11 protein-coding genes are annotated in these 18,457 nt (G+C 32.5%); 1 reads left to right on the forward strand and 10 read right to left on the reverse strand.

The annotated features are described in order from the left end of the window. Positions 1-117: 117 nt before the first annotated feature. From TETH514_RS11410 to TETH514_RS12640, 3 genes are read right to left on the reverse strand one after another with little or no spacing between them, the layout of a single operon-like run. Complete coding sequence (locus tag TETH514_RS11410; RefSeq protein ID WP_009052686.1) at positions 118-4,941, reverse strand: DEAD/DEAH box helicase; 4,824 nt, start codon at positions 4,939-4,941, stop codon at positions 118-120. Then, positions 4,919-5,260: a hypothetical protein gene (locus TETH514_RS12635; protein ID WP_038016603.1), complete on the reverse strand. Its 342-nt coding sequence runs from the start codon at positions 5,258-5,260 to the stop codon at positions 4,919-4,921. The genes TETH514_RS11410 and TETH514_RS12635 overlap by 23 nt, the downstream gene beginning before the upstream one ends. Then, on the reverse strand, positions 5,206-8,778 hold the full coding sequence (locus tag TETH514_RS12640; protein WP_012268787.1) for a hypothetical protein: 3,573 nt from the start codon (positions 8,776-8,778) through the stop codon (positions 5,206-5,208). Before TETH514_RS12640 ends, TETH514_RS12635 begins: the two co-directional genes overlap by 55 nt. 277 nt (positions 8,779-9,055) lie before the next feature. Here TETH514_RS12640 and TETH514_RS11425 point away from each other — a divergent pair, with 277 nt between their 5' ends. Next, positions 9,056-9,628 carry a Uma2 family endonuclease gene (locus tag TETH514_RS11425; RefSeq protein WP_009052687.1) on the forward strand — a complete coding sequence of 191 codons (573 nt, stop codon included), beginning with the start codon at positions 9,056-9,058 and terminating at the stop codon, positions 9,626-9,628. An 82-nt stretch (positions 9,629-9,710) separates the two neighbouring features. Here the strand turns inward: TETH514_RS11425 and TETH514_RS11430 are convergent, their stop codons facing one another. From TETH514_RS11430 to TETH514_RS11460, 7 genes are all read right to left on the reverse strand, one after another. Then, the gene (locus TETH514_RS11430; protein WP_003868690.1) at positions 9,711-10,862 is read right to left on the reverse strand and encodes a plasmid pRiA4b ORF-3 family protein; all 1,152 of its coding nucleotides are present in this window, start codon (positions 10,860-10,862) and stop codon (positions 9,711-9,713) included. 117 nt (positions 10,863-10,979) lie between these two features. Beyond that, positions 10,980-11,642 (reverse strand): SdpI family protein, encoded by a 663-nt coding sequence (locus TETH514_RS11435; RefSeq protein WP_009052688.1) that lies wholly within the window; start codon positions 11,640-11,642, stop codon positions 10,980-10,982. 358 nt (positions 11,643-12,000) lie between these two features. After that, positions 12,001-12,948 (reverse strand): YveK family protein, encoded by a 948-nt coding sequence (locus TETH514_RS11440; protein ID WP_009052689.1) that lies wholly within the window; start codon positions 12,946-12,948, stop codon positions 12,001-12,003. A 213-nt stretch (positions 12,949-13,161) separates the two neighbouring features. Next, positions 13,162-14,235 (reverse strand): mannose-1-phosphate guanylyltransferase, encoded by a 1,074-nt coding sequence (locus tag TETH514_RS11445; RefSeq protein WP_009052690.1) that lies wholly within the window; start codon positions 14,233-14,235, stop codon positions 13,162-13,164. Between the two features lie 233 nt (positions 14,236-14,468). Further along, the gene (locus tag TETH514_RS11450) at positions 14,469-15,842 is read right to left on the reverse strand and encodes an exopolysaccharide biosynthesis polyprenyl glycosylphosphotransferase (protein ID WP_009052691.1); all 1,374 of its coding nucleotides are present in this window, start codon (positions 15,840-15,842) and stop codon (positions 14,469-14,471) included. A gap of 60 nt (positions 15,843-15,902) precedes the next feature. Continuing rightward, positions 15,903-17,258, reverse strand: coding sequence for a UDP-glucose/GDP-mannose dehydrogenase family protein (locus tag TETH514_RS11455; RefSeq protein ID WP_009052692.1), 1,356 nt, complete (start codon positions 17,256-17,258; stop codon positions 15,903-15,905). 88 nt (positions 17,259-17,346) lie between these two features. Beyond that, a complete protein-coding gene (locus TETH514_RS11460) occupies positions 17,347-18,456 on the reverse strand; it encodes a glycosyltransferase family 4 protein (protein WP_009052693.1) in 1,110 nt (369 codons plus the stop codon). Position 18,457: the final 1 nt, after the last annotated feature.

Consider the following 18,457-nt stretch of genomic DNA (forward strand, 5'->3'; position numbering starts at 1 on the left):
CAGGGTGGGTCAATTTAAAACCACTGAAAATGGGTCAACTTTAATCCGCTATTGACACTATCTAATTCTCAAGACCTTTTCACATATTTTATTCTCATCTTTCACGTTATAACTCTCTTACATCAAGTCTTCCAAAAGTTTAGAAACAAACTCCATTACATATCTTCTCTTTAATATATCATGACAGTATTGATTAGTATAATTTCTTAAACAACCATAGCAGCTTGCATCTCCTTCTTTACCTCCGCATTCACAACTTGAAACTACTTCTAGCGTTTTTTTAAGGACTTTTATGAAATTTTCTTCTTCCGCAATTCTTTTAACCTGTCCTGCTCCACCGGGTACGTCATCAAACAATACTATAGCAGGTCTTCTTGGATCCCCCGCATAAGAATATAACGTACCATCAACATCCTGCCTATCAATCTCCAGAGCTTTGCATGCTCCCTCTATCAATCCATAAAGCAATGATTCCCAGAATCCTTCTCTCTCATCACTATACCCTATAAATTTTAGGGAAAGTATATCCGTTGAAAATTCATATCCCAAAGAATAACGTGAAAAAGTTCCTTTACATACTTTACCCATTCTTGTCTTATGCTCGCCTATAGGCTTTCCATCATAAACTTTTGCGTATCCACAACTTTCACAAACAGCAAACCCAGCTCCTTTCCCATTATTTACAACAGCCAATTTACCATTCCCAGCTTCAATTTCTACAGTTATCCCATTCAAATTTATTGACAATATTTTTTCGACTTTTTCTTCCTGTGCAAAATATTTACGCGTAGTATAAGTTTTTTCTGGCCTTATTAAACCTGGCTTTTGAGGAGGACCAGCAACAAATCCAAATTCAGGCGTAATAAATGTACCACTGCGTCGAATTTTATTACCACATGAAGGACAAAAATCAATTTTTGTCTCTTTATCTGCTATATCACTATAATAGTGTCCACAATAATCACAAATCGCATAATTATACTTTATAGGTTCTCTATCAGGCAATTTCTTAATATACTGGCTTGTCCACAATTTGCCTCCTGCTACTACTTGGCTTTCAGGAGCATACTCAGACAAAGCTATTTTTAAGTCTCTAGTAAGCTCTAGTCCCTTAGCTTCTTCCCCGTGATGATGTACTTCTAACTCTACTACATCGACAGGAAAGCCATACTTCGGTATAACATTAGATTGAGAAAGAAAATCTATTATATAGCGTCCTTCTAAAGTATTAATTACTCGCCTTACAAAATCCGCTTTACTGTACTTTTTCTCATAACTATATTGTTTTTCTATCATTTCCAACTCTTCTATATCCTTTTTAAGCCACCTTTCTGCTTTTTTTAAAACCCCATCTTTCCCCACCAATCCTTCCACCCAGCTCCAATCTTCAATCCCAATATCTTTGTGCATATTTAGCGGCACAATTCTCATAAGACTTTCTTTTAATTCCTTCGGTCGCTTGCTAAGGAAATTTTTTATAACTTCAGAAGCTGAAGTATCATTTTTGAAAAATTCTTTAACTTTCCCAAAATAGTCTTGGTTATTCCTCCAGAATAACGCCAAAGCTACTGCATAAACATGTCTTTTTACAATTTTCTCATTTGTTATTTCAATATGCGGAGTTTGTATTTTCCCATTCACAATATTTAAAGGATTAACAAAATGCGTAAAATCGTGGGAACGCCTCTGTGCAAAAGTAAGCACAAAAGCAGTTGAACTTGTCCTTCTGCCAGCCCGCCCCGCCCTTTGAATATAATTAGCAGGAGTTGGGGGAACATTCCGCATAAATACTGTTTCCAGTTCACCAACATCTACTCCTAATTCAAAAGTAGTAGAACAGCTCAAAACATTTATTTCACCTTCATAAAATTTCTTTTGAATATTTCCTGCTTCTTCAGTAGTAAGCTGAGCAGTGTGCTCACTACTTTTTAATGTCAAAGGTAAAATATCAAGATAAAGCTTTCTGTAATGATGGTCTTTCAGCTCATCATCAGGATTGCACTCCTCTAAATGTCCATCACATCGATAATTGGGACAAACTCCTCCCACATTGTGAAGGGAAAGCCTATTACACTTACTGCATTTATACCACTTTACAGATTTATCAATAACAGCCGGAACCACTCTCCAGTATCTCAAATTTAAACGATATCCTTCTTGCGGACTCCCGGAAAAATATCTTCTAAAAGGCGATTTGTCTGAAATCAACAATTTCTCCCAAATCCTTGCCAAAAAATCTTTTATCTTTTCTACATCTACTTCCTGTCCTTTAGCAGCAGCAAGTCGCATCATAAAATCCAAGCGTGAATTGGTTCTCCCACTGGAAGCTGGAACCCAACTATATTTATTAGGCTCTTTTGCTTCCTTCTTAAAATAAAACTCTCTATTTAAAGGCTTAAAAAATTCATCCTGCAGGCTTACACTATCAGGAAATAGCACAGCACCATTCTTTCTCATAGTATCTAACAAAACCATAATAAGTTCTGTGGCTTCTCTTTCTGTTAAATTTATGTACCCTTCAGTTAATGCTTTTGGAGGGTGCCAATTTTCAGGTAATATAGGTTCAAACCCTAAAAGCCCTAAAGACTCTAAATTTGTTTCTCCGCCTCTTCCTAAAAACTCATACAATACCCACTTCCATGCTTCCTCTTCCAACTGCTGTAAACTCAGTTCAGGAAAAAGATTTAATTCTTTTAGCATTTTCTTAACATATTCTACCAGATCCTCTACACGCCATTCATTCTTAATTACTTTCTCTTTATATCTTTCCAGAGTCATTATAATCAAACGTCTCTGTAAAATTTGGTTATATGAGGATTGTAAATAAGTAGCAAAAAAAGCGGCATCCTGCCGGCTATCAGAAAAAATAAGCATTCGCCGGTTATTTGTTACAGAAAAATTCTCATTATTATCGGCTGTGCTCCATTCGTCATCTTCCTCTTCTACTTTTTCTTCCTTTCTATCAGGGATGTGTTGATACAAAGCTGTCGCTAAAACACTCGTTGCAGCTTCATGCCCTAAAAGAAAACGTCTGGCAACGGTTCCCGTAGTATTAATAGCCCCACAGGCAGGGCACTTGTGGAGCATGCCATTTTTAGTGGAACTTCTTATTAGCCTAATCTTATACTCATCACCACAACCGCAAAGGTCTCCCAATTCATTAACAGGTTTAATAGCACCACATTTACCGCAAAGAACCCATTCTTCCTCTTTGAATATAAATTCGTTTTCTCCTCCTGCTAAAACAATTTCATCTTCATTATCTGGTACCAAACCCTTGTCTTCAATTAGTAAAAAATACTCCAAATTTGCTTCGTTCTCGTAATAACGGCTGCCAGGTTGATATAAAAATTTCTTTCCATCTTTTTCTTTTATTTCCCCGACCAAATATATAGAATTACAGCGAGAACATGTAGCAATCTCAAAAACCTTATAACGCTCCCCTTTATTCCCTGATATCCATTCTCTTCTTTTTAAAAAAATACGCTTATTAGGAAATAAAGAAGTAAATCCTCCTTCTAAAGCTCTTATAAACAAATGATACCTAGCAGGTAGTAAAGGTTGCTCATTAACTCCCATTCGAGCATTATTAGCTAAATGCACTAGCGCAGACAAATATTGTTCTCTATTTTCTTCCTCCCCAAACAATTCATCTGAAGCTTGCGATAAATAGCACGGCCCATTTTCCAGCATATTTTGCAAAGTTATGAGTCTTTCATCTTTTTGAAGAATCAAATACAGAAATTTTTCCCATTTGCTATCACAATTATTTAATGCATTTTCTAAAATTTCTTTTGGTATACCTAAATTTTTCCCTTCTTTCACTAACAAAGAAATCTTATCTTTTTCTTCTCCATCAATAATATCGGCCCACTTTTGATATAGAATACCTTTAGGTTTACCCCAGCTTTTTTTCGAAATTACCAAACCTCTCTTTTTACCTATTACTACATCCTGACGTAAAGGGTCATCTTCAACCCACTCAAATTTTTCATCAAAAAGTCTCTGAGCAAATTCCGTAACCTTTTTAAAATCTTTATCAGTATTTCCAACCAAAGTAGCACTCGTACCTATACATTGTAAAATCCCTTTTTTACTTTTTACTATCTTATCCTTCAACCTTCTTAATAAAATAGCAAGCTCAATGCCCTTCGCACCCGTATAAATATGTATTTCATCAATAACAATAAACTTCCAATCTCTAGCATATTCTCCGTCAAAAAATACATTATCTTCTGGACGCAGCAATAAATACTCAAGCATAGCATAATTTGTAAGAAGAATATGAGGAGGAAACTTATGCATTCTTTCTCTTGACAGTATCTCATTTGGCAGCGGTTCATCGCCCGGATTCATCTTCTTAAACCTTTCTACAGCCTTCTTCTCTTCATACTCCGTTTCACCCGTATAACTGCCAAAAGTAATATAAGGATAATTCTTCAATAATCCCCGCAACCTTTTAAGCTGATCATTCGCCAGAGCATTCATCGGATACAACAGCAAAGCTCTCACACCAGGAGTTAACTTCCCTTCTTCTTTTTTCCTGAACAAATAATTTAAAATAGGAATCAAAAACGACTCTGTCTTTCCACTACCTGTACCTGTCGCAATAATCAAATTTCTCTTGTCACTGACAAGTTTTCTAATTGCAATTTCCTGATGCACATATAAATTACGCTCTAAAGGTAACTCACCAGTAGAAAGCCTATAAAATTCCCGAGATAAAATACCTTCTTCTATCAAACTATTTATAGATTTACCACTTTCAAAAGGCGGTGTAGCTTCCAAAATTGGGCCTTTTACGAATCCTTCAAATTCTTCAAGCTCTTTTTTAAACTGTTCCTTTAAGTTATCATCATTAAAAGAAAAAGTAGTAGCAAGATAGTCCAAATATCTATTAACAACAGCATTTGTAGTCTTAATCGGATCTAACCTCGTCATTTTTCCATCTCCTTATTCGAACAAGTATATACTCTGGCAGTATAACTTCTTTGCCACATTCTCTATGCCCCTCAGTTTCAGAAAAAATAACCTTGCATCTTCTGCAATATGTAAAACCATCATTGTCTTTATCTATCAAATAAGGCAATTTATTAAAATAATCCGGATTCATTCCGAAGTAAAATTTGCAAGGATTATACTCCAGCTCAATGATTTCACCATCGTTATCAAAAGTGCATACATGACCTTCAAATTCTATCCCTTCTACAAAATTTGTATATACCTTAATATCCTGTATCCAGTAATTTCTTTCAAGCAATACTTTATCACCATCACTTCAAACCCAATGATATCCAATCCTTTTTGTTGCAGTACTTCAATAATCTCTTCTTTATCTCCAATCATAATATCAATGCAATTTCTCTCCCTCTCTTTTGGCAAAGAAATTTCTTTATCAAACCATGGATCTTCAATATTAAATTCCAATCTATATTTCCCTAACGGCAATCTTTCTAAATCCTCAATAAATTCTACTTCATTTTCACCATCAGAAACCTTCCTCTCAATTCTCCCTGTCACTTCATCGCCCAGATACCATAATCTTACAATCCTACCAGAGACTTTACCCAAATCTTCCCATTGAACAAATACCCTTCTTTTATCATTTTCTCTTTTTTGGTTTATTCTAACATTTACGACTTCCCAGTGAACTCTTATTCTTGTCAACAAAAATGATGGTATATCGTGATTCTCAAAGAATAAAATCAAATCCCAAACTGTTTTTTTACCTTTTTCTCTGATATCATAGATAATATCACTCAGCTGTTTCAAACTAAATATGATAGTATCTTTTGCTTTTTTGGGCATAATAGCTGTCCCAGTTGAAGATAATACAAGTTTAGCTCCTATCCCCTGTAAAAAGTAAGGCAATTTAACCTCCAGTTCTCCTATATCTTCATACCAAATCTCTTCTATCTCGCTCAGCCAATCTCCTTGATCCCTGAGTCGCCAGTAAATTTTGGGAATAGCTATTGTAAGTTTGATATCAAACTCTCTTTCTTCTAAAAAATATGTCAACTCAATTTCAATACTGTCATATTTTGCATCAAATTTTATAATATTTTTACGAAAATTACTCTCGGTAACTTTATTTCCTCTAACCTCAAATTCGTATTTTGAGGTTAATATAATTTCCCCAAACCTTCTTTCCCATTTCTCAACAGGCGGATACAAATACCTATCAAACTCTAATTGTAAATCTGGCACAAGTGCAAATTCTTTACTCCAGATAATATCCTGTTTATAAACTAATGCCACTTTATACATCCCGTAAAGTTCTGAAGCAAGCAGATCTAAAGGAATAATTGCAATATTCTCTCCTTTTATAACGTTACTAATTTCCTTTAAAGGCTTAAAAATGCTCTTTTCTGAAACTTCTACTTTTATACCATAAAACTCTATATCTCCTACTGAATTCAGTGGTAAAACCAAGTGCGGTAATTTCCCATTATAAACAAATTTACCCAGCACATTTACTCCTTCGAGTATATCTCCACCAATTAACTGAGGCCGTAAACCAGATGGCTTTTTAAAAACAAACTCCTTCCCTTCTACTTCTACGGAAAACATCTCAATATCGCTCAAATCAACATAAATATATTCATAATCAGACCATTCACCTATTAGCCTTCCCCTTTCTCTTACTGCTAAAGAAGGACTGACCTTGCTTCCATAATGGGTAACTATGTAAACTCCCTCTTCCGGAAGATATGAACTTTCTAGCAACTTCTTTTCAACTGAAAAAAGCAAACACTTATTAAGACAAATTCCCGTTATATTCCATTCGACTACTTTATCTTCCTGTCTAAGCTCAAAATGATAAAATTCTCTTGGCTTTTCCAAAACTTCTGAGATTGCTTCCGTATGATATTCATTACCCAACTTTTTAATCGCTACTTTTATATCCTTAACTTCTATATCATCTTCTTTAATTCTGAATACTAAAGGGTACCCATTGCTCAATACTTGTTTTGGCAGTTCCACTTTTATAACTCTTTCAACAGTATCAAGTTTTATAAGAGGTTTACGCAAAATTAAATCATTCTCATCCTTTGCTCTCCTGTTTTTTTCTCGTTCTACAGTCAACTTTTCTTTTCCTTCTTCTTCCCACCATTTTTTCATTTCATTTTTAATCCTTTTAGGCAAAAGAACATCTTTTTCCTCTCCACGGTCTAACATCTCTAGAAATATTAAAGATTGAAAAATAAAATCTTCAGCAACCTCCCCTCCTTGGAATATAAAAAGGCGGGTAGATTCATTCAAAAAATACAGAGGATTACTCAATTCTTCAAGAACATCGGCATATTTTTTCTTTTTGTTCTGCACTTCACTAAGCAGATTTTTTACTTCTTCCTTATCTGAATACTTCCAAATTAATTCAAAATTATTCCATAAAGTTTCTAAAGAATATTTGCTTGTAACGTCCTTTTTAACTTTTTTTATTTCTAAGCGCAATGCTCTTTGTTCTTCTAATACTTTTAATCCTTCCTCCACATCACCTTTTCCTACTATTTTCAAATTCTGTTCATATAAATTGATCTCCTTCTCAATTTCAGTTAACCTTCTCTCCACATCTTCCAAAACTCCCTTAGAAACATCTAGATAGGTAGTTACCGCAGCCTCTTCCCCAGCCTCTTTTACTAAATCTTTGTATCTATGTAATAATTCCTGTAATTCTCTTATGTGCCTTATTGTTTCAGAAGAATAATTTTCCAGTAAATTCTCTTTCAATGGCAATTTTTTTAACTCATCCTTCAACCTGCTCCCACAATTTAACATCCTATAATATTTATCTGGCATAAAAAGTCTCATTAATACTCCAAATAAACCTCTATACCTTCTTTTAAAATTCCAGTAGGTTGTTAAATTGTTTTCAATCTCGTCAATAGGAAGCTCTAATATAACTTCTGCTAAATCATTATTCCAATAACTTAAAAAAGAATAAGCAAGTTCTTTTATTCGATCTTCTATTTCTTTATATTCTTTTTCGAAAATTTCTTTTTTCTCCAAGAGGTTGCGAATCTCATTTAATTGTGTATTTAATTTTTCCCTCTCCTCCCTTGCTTCCTCCAGCCAGCCCTTCGGCTTAGATAAAAGCACTTTTAGCTCTGGGCTTCTTTTAAGATCTTTTAGCAATTCCCTAAGTTCTATCAATTTATCTTTATTTCTTAATACTTCAAAGGCAACTTGCAACTCTTTCTCTTTTTTATCTAATTCTCTCAACTTATTTTCTCTTGCCGCATACAATTGATATTCTTTCCTCCAGGTAGATACTATGTGTTTTACCTCATCCAAAGCTATGGATAATTCTAACTCCTGCCTCTCTTTATACATTCTAAAAATGACATTTAAAAAGTAGTCATTAAGATAAAAATTAGGAACACACCCATGGGCTAAAATTGGCATAATATAACGTAGTTCATCTTTAAATTCTATCAGTCCATATTTCTTAACTGTTTTTAAAAAAATTTCTCCCAATCGTCTTTGCCACAATGGTTGTTGTGAAGGCAATCGTAATATTTTATACACTGGCATCCAAAAATTTCCTTCCTGATAGTATAAAATACCTATCCATACAAGAAAAACCGATATAGTAAGTGACTCAGAAATATTAAAATCAGGTTTTACCAATTCTTTAGAAATTAGCCCGGCCATATGTTCAATCTCATCTACATCTAGTTCAATATAACCTAAAACTCCCCTATTTTTTGATAAGCTGAGTACATCTTCAAAATATCTATCACATTCCTCCAAATAATTACAATCTTTTACCCCCATCCTCTCTCCCTCACTTAAAAACATAACCTATCAAAATCTTCTTATTTTAATTTAATTTTACCACTTTATAAACTAAAATCCAATCAAAATGTTAAGAAAATTTCGTTATATTTCGACAAAATCAGTACCCCTATTTTAAAATATTGTTCTTTATAGACCAGAAAACAAAATATATTTTATTGCTTATAGAACAGGCGTATAATATAATAAAATCAAAAAAATCTATCTATTAAAACAAAAAACTGAGTTGCTTAAAAAATTACAAGGAGTGTCAATTATGTCTTTGCCAGAAAGAAAAAAAGTTTATACATATGAGGATTATTTAAACTGTCCAGATGAACAGAGAATAGAAATAATTGACGGGCAAGTTTATTTACACACCCTTCCACCAAGAATACATCAAGAAATTTCTGGAGCAATAGGCTGTCAATTTTCTAATTACCTAAAAAATAAAAAATGTGAAGTTTATTTTCGTCTTGGAGTAAGATTACCATCAGGTAATGAAAAAAGCGATAAAGAAATAAAAACTGTTGTAGAACCTGACATTATAGTAGTATGCGATAAATCAAAATTAGATGATGAAGGGTGCAAAGGTGCTCCTGCTCTGATTGTTGAAATAACTTCTCCTTCCACTGCAAGAACAGATAAAGTAGAAAAATTTAATTTATACGAAAAACATGGAGTAAAAGAATACTGGATAGTAGAACCAGAAATAAAATTGGTAACAGTATTCCTGCTTCAGGAAAATGGTAGATACGGCAGGCCAAACATATACACTGAAGAAGATAAAATCAAAGTTTCTATCTTTGAAGACATTGTAATAGACTTAAAAGATGTATTCAACTATTGAAGTGATTCTTTTCTGGCACACTTTTTCTATAGAGCTTTGATAGTTCATTACTATCATAGAGTTAGTAATAACATTAAACCTTTCATAGTAAAAAAGAATCATACACAAATTTAATATTTTTGTTTACTTCGCTAATATTAAAATCCTTATATCCTTGATACTCGCCCCAAACCAGCGTACCCTCATATTCTGGATTATTTTTATCAGAAATTATCTCCAAAAATTTATCATAGCCAAACTTACCACCTACATCTTCTGGTGGGGCATTTCCTTCCCCATCAACGCAAATAGCATAATTTTTATCATAATCATCTATTACCTTCTCGACTTCAATATAATGCCGCCAATTATCTCCAAAGTCATAAACATATAACAACCTTTTGTACTTCGGAATATATTCTGATAACTTTATTCCCTTTTCAAATCTCATTTCTATACCATCATCGTTTGGGTAATCAAAAGCTTCTTCATCGCTGACCAAATTTATAACTGGCTTATACCCTGCTTTATTGTAAGAAGGATGATTAATAAATGAGATATCCTGCATCTCATCCCCGTAAATGAAAAATTCGTGAAGATGATAATCTAGCCAGCCAAAAGCAGCCTGAAGTACCTTGTGAAGCTGTGTAAATGTACTATTTATGGGAACAACAAGCCTGCGCCAAATATTATGATTTTCCATCTCAAGTGTTACTTTTAACTCTATTGCCTTGCATTTAAAAATGGGTCTACCTGCAAAAGCCTCTAAATCTTTAAACATTTCTTTACTTGGAGATATATATCCTTCTTCCTGTTTGCCTACCCAATAACGGCTTGCCACTTTGCTTACAAAAGTTTGATAAACTGTATTATCCAAAAGCAAATCTTCATATAAGTACACCACATTACAAGCCGCATTCATTTTCCCTACATAACTACTATTTTTTGTTTTACCATATAAAATTTCTTCCGATTGTCTTACATACTCTTCCACAATTTCTTCATCAATACATTCATCCAATAACGTCAGGCGAATAGCATTTAAAATAGCCTCATCAAGCCTTTTAAAGTCCTTTGCTTTAAGTCCATATAAAACAACCACATACCTGTTTTTGTCATTTACAAGGACTATCGTTTTCCTTCGATTTAAGGTAATCAAATTCGCATGCCAACAAAATAACAAATTTTCTTCTTCATATGAAACGGGTTTTCTCTCTATCACATCCAACAACTTTTTTGTACATTGTATTAACACAGCCTATCACACCTATCCCTATAAAAATTCTATTATCCCCATTTTCTCGGGCAAGTGTCCGAGTCATATTATAATCATAACTATATCATAAAAAGCCAATCTAACCTCATCCATCCTCTACTTTTCTTTATTTTTAAAAATCATGTAAGAATACACAATCGGCACTATAACAGCAATCATCAATATTGCAAACATAAAAACAATCACCCATGTGCCTTTAAAAAAAGAAAAAAATAATCCAATAATACCTGCAATGAGCCATATTTTACTAGCTACCTGATGTGTGACATTCCATACCTCTTCATCTGCCAGCGTCCAAGGAGTCCTTATACCCACAAAATAATTATGGCGTAGTTTACCCATAACGCTTCCAAACCCAATCAACATAAAAGGAATAATAAAATTGCCTATTCTATTCATATCAATTCTATAACCTAATGCAGAATACGTAGAAGCAAAATATACTGCCATGAAAATAATTACCACAACCGCTCTTACTATCCTATAAGCTTCAGCAAATTTGCCATAATTAGCTCTTTTAGGGTCAATAAGCGGTATAAATAGCATCACAAAATATATTATTGTAATAGTAGAAGGCAAAATAAATATCTCATTTTTTGAACCAAACCTATCTACTTGACCAGAAATGTTCCAATGCATTGGAATTTTATCCGGTAAACGTCCAAAAATGGCAAATGTAAAAATCCATATCAATATGATAATGCCAATTAACCACCAATCCTTTTTTATCTCGTATTTGACATTGTAGTTTTCATCCATACTACATTAAACACTCCCCTCATGTTGTATATATTGAATCAAGTATTTTTTCTACGAGTATTCTAAATACCTTTAGTTTTTTCTTCAAAGGTACTCCTCGTTATCTTACGTTCTCTACTTAAAGAATTATAATTTTCAAAAACATTATCTATGCCCTTTTTATGTCATTCATTAGATATATATCTCTATTCTTTAATATCTTAAAATCAAAACCTTTTAAAAGTGAAAATATATTTTTATCCATCTATATTTTACCATTTTATTTCTCAAGAACCAACACAAACATTAAAAATGTTTCGATATATTTTGACAAAAATAAAAGAGGGATGGCCCTCTTCACTTAAACTATAATTTTTTATTATTTACTCTCTACAGCTCTTTTTGGCTCTGTATTTTTCCAATATTCCATAAAAAACACTATAAAAATACTGACCATAAGACCTAATATAAATGCTATAATTATATTCAATGATTTTTTAGGTGCTACTGGTTTATCAGGTATTAAAGCTTTGCTAGTTATAAGAATGCTTTGATTGCCAAGTTCCGATTCTTTAACCAGTTCCAGCATATTATATTTTTCTAACATTATATCTCTTGTAGTTTTCAGTAAATCCAACTGTTTTTGTTTCTGCTCAATTAAAAGCTTGTCTTGAGAATTTGTTTGAATTTTATTAAGTTCCGCTGTTACCTCTTTTATTTTATCATTTTGGAGAGTTATAAGTTTATTCAAAGTTTCGATTAATTTATCTGTCTGCCTGTTATTTCTCTCAATTATATAAGTCCGAAAATTTTGCGCTATTGTATCTGCAATTTTTGCCGCAAGCTTTGGATCATTTTCCTTTACAGTAACTGTTATAAGATTTGTATTGTTAATCACAGAAACCGAAATTTGCTTTTTTAAATTTTCTATTGTGTACTTTTGAGGATCTAATCCTAATTGTTTTACAGTATTCATAAGAACAATAGGATTAGTAACCTCTTCTTTAAATGCTTCTACTGACATATTAGGATATTTCAAAAGAGAAGACAACAGCAAAGATAAGTCTTTTTCTATACTGTCACTTTGTACTGTCGGAAGATTTGAATCTTTTCCCGGAAGAATAACCGTAGTATTTGAACCAAAAAAGCCTGTTGCAGGTGTTACATCTGTAACTGATAAAGTTGTAGTTGCTTCATAGGTGGGTTTTATTACAAAAAAACTAAGCACTGCTGCTACTAAAGTTGCAGTAAGAGTTACAATAATGATTGTTTTTTTATATTTTAAAATTACCTCAATAAGCTCTCTCAATGAAATTTCTTCTTCCATTTTTATCCTCCCTATTATATAAGTCTTTCATATCCGTTTAGAAAATTGTTTTTAAAATATTTTCGATAATTTCCTGAGATTTCTAATTTTTTAAATCTCTTAATTCTATTTTCTCACTTATTATTTCATTACTTAAACAAATTCACCTCCACAGCCATAGAAAGGTTAAAAATAGATAAAAACTCCATTTTATCAGTGTACAATTTTAACTCCTTATAAATACTCACTTTTTTTCTCTTTCAACTCCTTCAATACCTCTTTCACATTCTGTGCCTTATCTTTTGAACAAATTAAAAGAGCATCCTCTGTATCTACAATTATTACATCTTCTATACCCAATGTCGCAATAAGCCTTTCGTTACCAGTTATTATGCATTTCTTTGTATCTACACTTACTACATTGCCTTTTATGACATTGCCATTATCATCTTTTTCATAAAGCCTTTCAATAGAAGTCCAGCTTCCTACATCATCCCAGCCAAAATCTCCTGGCACGACATATACATTTTTGGCTTTTTCCATTATGCCGTAATCTATTGATATGCTTTCAAGTTTTGAGTATTCATCGTATAATACTTTTTCTATATCATCTGCATCAAAGTTTTTCCTTATATTTTCCAATGCTTTGTGTAAATCAGGCATGTATTCGCATATAGCGCTTAATATTGATGATGTCTTCCATATAAACATACCGCTATTCCAAAGATAATCTCCGCTTTCTACATATTTTACTGCTGTATCATAATCAGGTTTTTCTACAAATCTTTCTACTTTATGTACAGGATTTTTATTTATTATTTCTCTCGTTACCTTCTTGAATTTTATGTAACCATATCCTGTCTCAGGACGTGTAGGTTTTATACCTATTGTGACAAGATTGTCCCCTGCTTTTGCTTTTTCTATTGCTGTTTTTAATATTTCAATATATGCTTCTTCGTCTTTTATGACATGGTCAGAAGGAACAACAACCATTATAGACTCTTTATCAAGCCTTTCTGTGTGAAGTGCTGCAAGGCCAATGCATGCCGCAGTATTTTTAGCCATAGGCTCTATTAAAATATTTTCTGTTGGCAAATCAGGAATTTGGTCACTAATTATTCCCGCATAATCCATATTAGTAACAACAAAAATATTCTCTACAGGCATGATTCTCTTCAGTCTATCCACTGTTTGTTGAATCATTGTTTTATCTCCATAAAGATTCAAAAACTGCTTTGGCATCTTTATCCTACTTTTAGGCCAAAACCTTTCGCCTTTGCCACCCGCCATAATAACACCTGTTATCATTTGCATCATCCTTTTTAGTTAATTTGTTCAACTCAACTTACTCAATATCCAAGCAAAAGTTTTTAATTAATACTTTCCATCAACCACGAATAAAATTTAATGAAAAAGCAAAATATAAATAAAAAATAAGGAATGTGAGTATATGTTTAACGAAAAATTTTATAAAGGTCTTTTAAATGGTCTATTATACAGTACCATATTGTGGATTCTTATTTTTATTCTCATTAAATTTGTTAATACGCACCATCTCTTTTAAGTACCGCGGGAATAGTCTTAAAGAGAATATTTATATCAAGCCATAAGTTCCAATTGGATATATACTGCATGTCCATTTCTAATCTGCCTTCAAAATCTACCTCATTCCGCCCACTTATTTGCCATAAGCCTGTAATTCCTGGTGGGACTCTCCATAAGAACCTTGCATAATGCTTGGTATCATTCAATTCTCTTACAAGATAAGGTCTGGGACCTACCAAGCTCATATCACCTTTTAGCACATTAAATAATTGCGGCAACTCGTCTAGACTTGTTTTTCTTAAAAATTTACCTATTTTTGTTACTCTTGGATCGTTTTTAAGTTTATGATGTACCAAATATTCCTCTCTAATTTCAGGATTCTCATCTAACCACTTTAATAAAATCTCTTCGGCATTTATGACCATTGTCCTAAACTTGTACGCTTTAAACAACTTTCCATTTAATCCTATTCTATCTTGAACAAAAAATACCGGCCCAGGAGAAGTTAGTTTTATTAAAAGCGATATTACAACAAACAATGGTGATAGAATGATTAAAGCAATAAGTGACAGTGTGAAATCCAAAAGCCTTTTCATATGCCCTTCAAATCCACTTATAAATACATCTTTCAACTTCAAAATTGGCATATCATTAATAATCTCTATTTCCATAGGATAATTTGGAAGATTTATACTGTTATTTATAGAATATATACTTATGTACTTATCCAGACCAATATTTATAACTTCTTCTACATTTTCCATCTTAGAAACTATAAATATCATCTCCACATTGTATTTATCAACAACTTCACTAAAATCTTTTATACTCCCTAATCTATTCAAACCGTTACCATTTATATCATTAGACAAATACCCCACTATATTTATTCCATATTCACGTGTTTTAAGTTTATCCATTAACTCTTTTGGTATCTTTGTATAATCGCCTATTACTAATGCGTTGCTCAAATCCAAACCTTTTTTGTATCTTCTTTTTTGCAAATACGATAAGATTGTCTTAAATGTAATCTGAAAAGTTAATCCTATAATAAATATGTATATAAGCGTTAATCTTGAAAAATAAGTCATCTTTGTAAAATAAGAGATAAGTAAATATATAAATACAGAATAAACAAGACCATCTATCACTATTCCTATTTGATTAAATAAAGGCTTGTGTTTTTTATCATATAATCCCTTAAAATATAAAATCAAAAAATCAAGTGTAAGCACAATTATAAAAGTAGTAACATACCAAGACCTTGATAACATGCTCAAATTATCAAACCTAATATATAAAGCAAGTGCAAATGCTAAAATGAGTGCACTAATGTCAAGTACAATACTCCATCTTCTATACCACATCATCTCACCCCCCGATAATATTAATTCGTCAAATCTCTTAATCCTTATGCTTCACTTAAGTAATTATTTACTTACCGAAGCTGCAGCCTCATCTCGATAAATTTTATTGTTTAATTCTAATCCATTAACCGTATTTCTTCCTATCGATTCATAAATAATGCCTACTCCCTTAACTTTCTCTAAATCATAACAATTCCTTCCGTCAATCACCAAAGGATATTTCATCAATTTTGCAAATAATGATACATCAAAATTTTTTATTTGGGGCCATTCAGTAAATATAAAGCAAATATCAGCATCTTTAATCGCTTCTTCAATTGTATCACAATACTTGATTTCATTAGGATAAATTTTTTTACAATTCTCTATTCCTACAGGGTCCCATGCTTTAATATTGGCGCTATCTTCAAGGAGTATAGGAATATTTTGTAATGATGGAGCCTCCCTCAAATCGTCTGTACCTGGTTTAAAAGTAAGTCCAAGAATTGCCACAGTCAATCCATTAAAATTATCATAATATTTTCTTGCTTTTTTGATAAGTTTTATTTTTTGGTTTTCATTTACCTCAATTGCAGCCTTAATTGTTTTAAGCTCATAGTCATAAAAATTAGCTAACCAGTGTAATGCTTTTGTATCTTTCGGGAAGCACGAACCACCATATCCAATGCCGGCATTCAAAAATTTGTCTCCTATGCGTGGGTCCATTCCCATTCCTTTTGCTACATCCTCTATATTAGCCCCTACTATTTCACATAAATTAGCTATTTCATTGATATAAGAAATTTTCAGTGCTAAAAAGTCATTTGAAGCATATTTTATCATCTCTGCACTTTTCCTATCTGTAATTACATAAGGTTGTCCAAAACCATCATATACTTTTCGCATAACTTCCTCTGCATGTTTTGATTCTACTCCTAATACTATCCTATGAGCTTTTAACGTATCTCTTACTGCTGTCCCTTGTGATAAAAATTCAGGATTTGAAACAACTTCCACATGAATATTATGTTTTAAATTTTCTTTTAACATCTTTTCAACTTTATCACTTGTACCAACAGGTACAGTAGACTTTACAACAACTATACAATCCTTTTCTATCGACTCAGCTATTTGTTTTGTAACTTCATATACATATTTTAAATTTGCCGAACCATCCTTTTTCTCAGGAGTACCAACAGCTATAAAAATAACATCCGCATCTTTATAAGCACTTCTATAATCAGTCGTATATGTCAATCTTTCTTTATTTTTAATCATCAGCTCTTCGAGTCCCGGTTCATATATTGGCGACTTTCCTGCCTTTAATATCTCTATTTTTTTCTCATCAACATCTACACAAGTTACATTGTGTCCTATTTCTGCAAGACATACTCCTGTAACCAAACCTACATAACCGGTACCTGCTATAGAAATATTCATTGCAAATACTCCTTTCTAAAATTATAAGTAGATAAAACTTTTCGCACTTTACATCATTAATCAAAACTAAAAATCCATGTAACATATACTAAAAGTGATAAACACTAGAATTCCTATAGTCATTATATTTATTTATAATAAAGTCATAAATTTTTTTCTTAAATATTTTCACATCAAATTTTTCCGCGTGTTTTCTTATTGTCTCTTTACTAAAATCAATTTTTTCAAACCTCTTTATCGCTTCTTTTAAACTCTCTTTATTTTGATCTTTAAAAAATATACCAGTTAATCCATCTATAACCGAATCAAGTACACCACCTTTACCAAAAGCTATTACAGGTCTACCGGATGCTTGTGCTTCTAATGGAGTTATTCCAAAATCTTCTTCTCCAGGAAAAATAAAAGCTCTACATTTTGCATAATATTCTTTTACTTCTTCATCCGGTAATCTACCTAAAAATCTTATATTACTTTTTGCCATCTTTTGTAACTTGCTTCTTTCAGGTCCATCACCTATTATTATAAGAGGTAATCCTAAATCATTAAAAGCCTCAATTGCAATGTCAATCCTTTTATACTCGACAAGTCTGGATACAATCAAAAAATAATCTTCATCTTCATCTTTTGGAGTATAAAAATTTGTATCCACAGGTGGATTAATAACCACTGCATCTCTTCTATAATGTTTTTTTATTCGCCTAGCAACTGCGCTTGAATTTGCAATAAAATAATCAACTCTATCAGCAGACAGTCTGTCCCACATCCTTATATAATTCATTAAAAAAGGAATAAATTTTCTTTGCCATTTCGGTGCGTTTTGTTTATATTCATGATAAAAATCCCATGCATAACGCATAGGAGTATGACAATAACATATGTGTAAGGTATCAGCTCTCGTTATTACTCCTTTTGCACACGAAGAGCTACTACTTAGAACAACATCATATTCCGATAGGTCAAATTGCTCAAAAGCTACTGGCATAAGTGGAAGATATATATTATATTTTGTTTTAGCCTTCGGTAGTTTTTGAATAAATGAAGTCCTTATATCCATTTTTCTAAACTCTTCAGGTAGCTTGTCAGGATTATATACACTCGTATATATGGGAGCATCAGGAAAAATTTCATGAAAAGCCAATATAACCCTTTCAGCTCCACCCATATTAGTAAGCCAATCATGAATTATTGCTATTTTCATA

The sequence above is a fragment of the Thermoanaerobacter sp. X514 genome (assembly GCF_000019065.1).
GTDB classification, from domain to species: domain Bacteria; phylum Bacillota; class Thermoanaerobacteria; order Thermoanaerobacterales; family Thermoanaerobacteraceae; genus Thermoanaerobacter; species Thermoanaerobacter pseudethanolicus.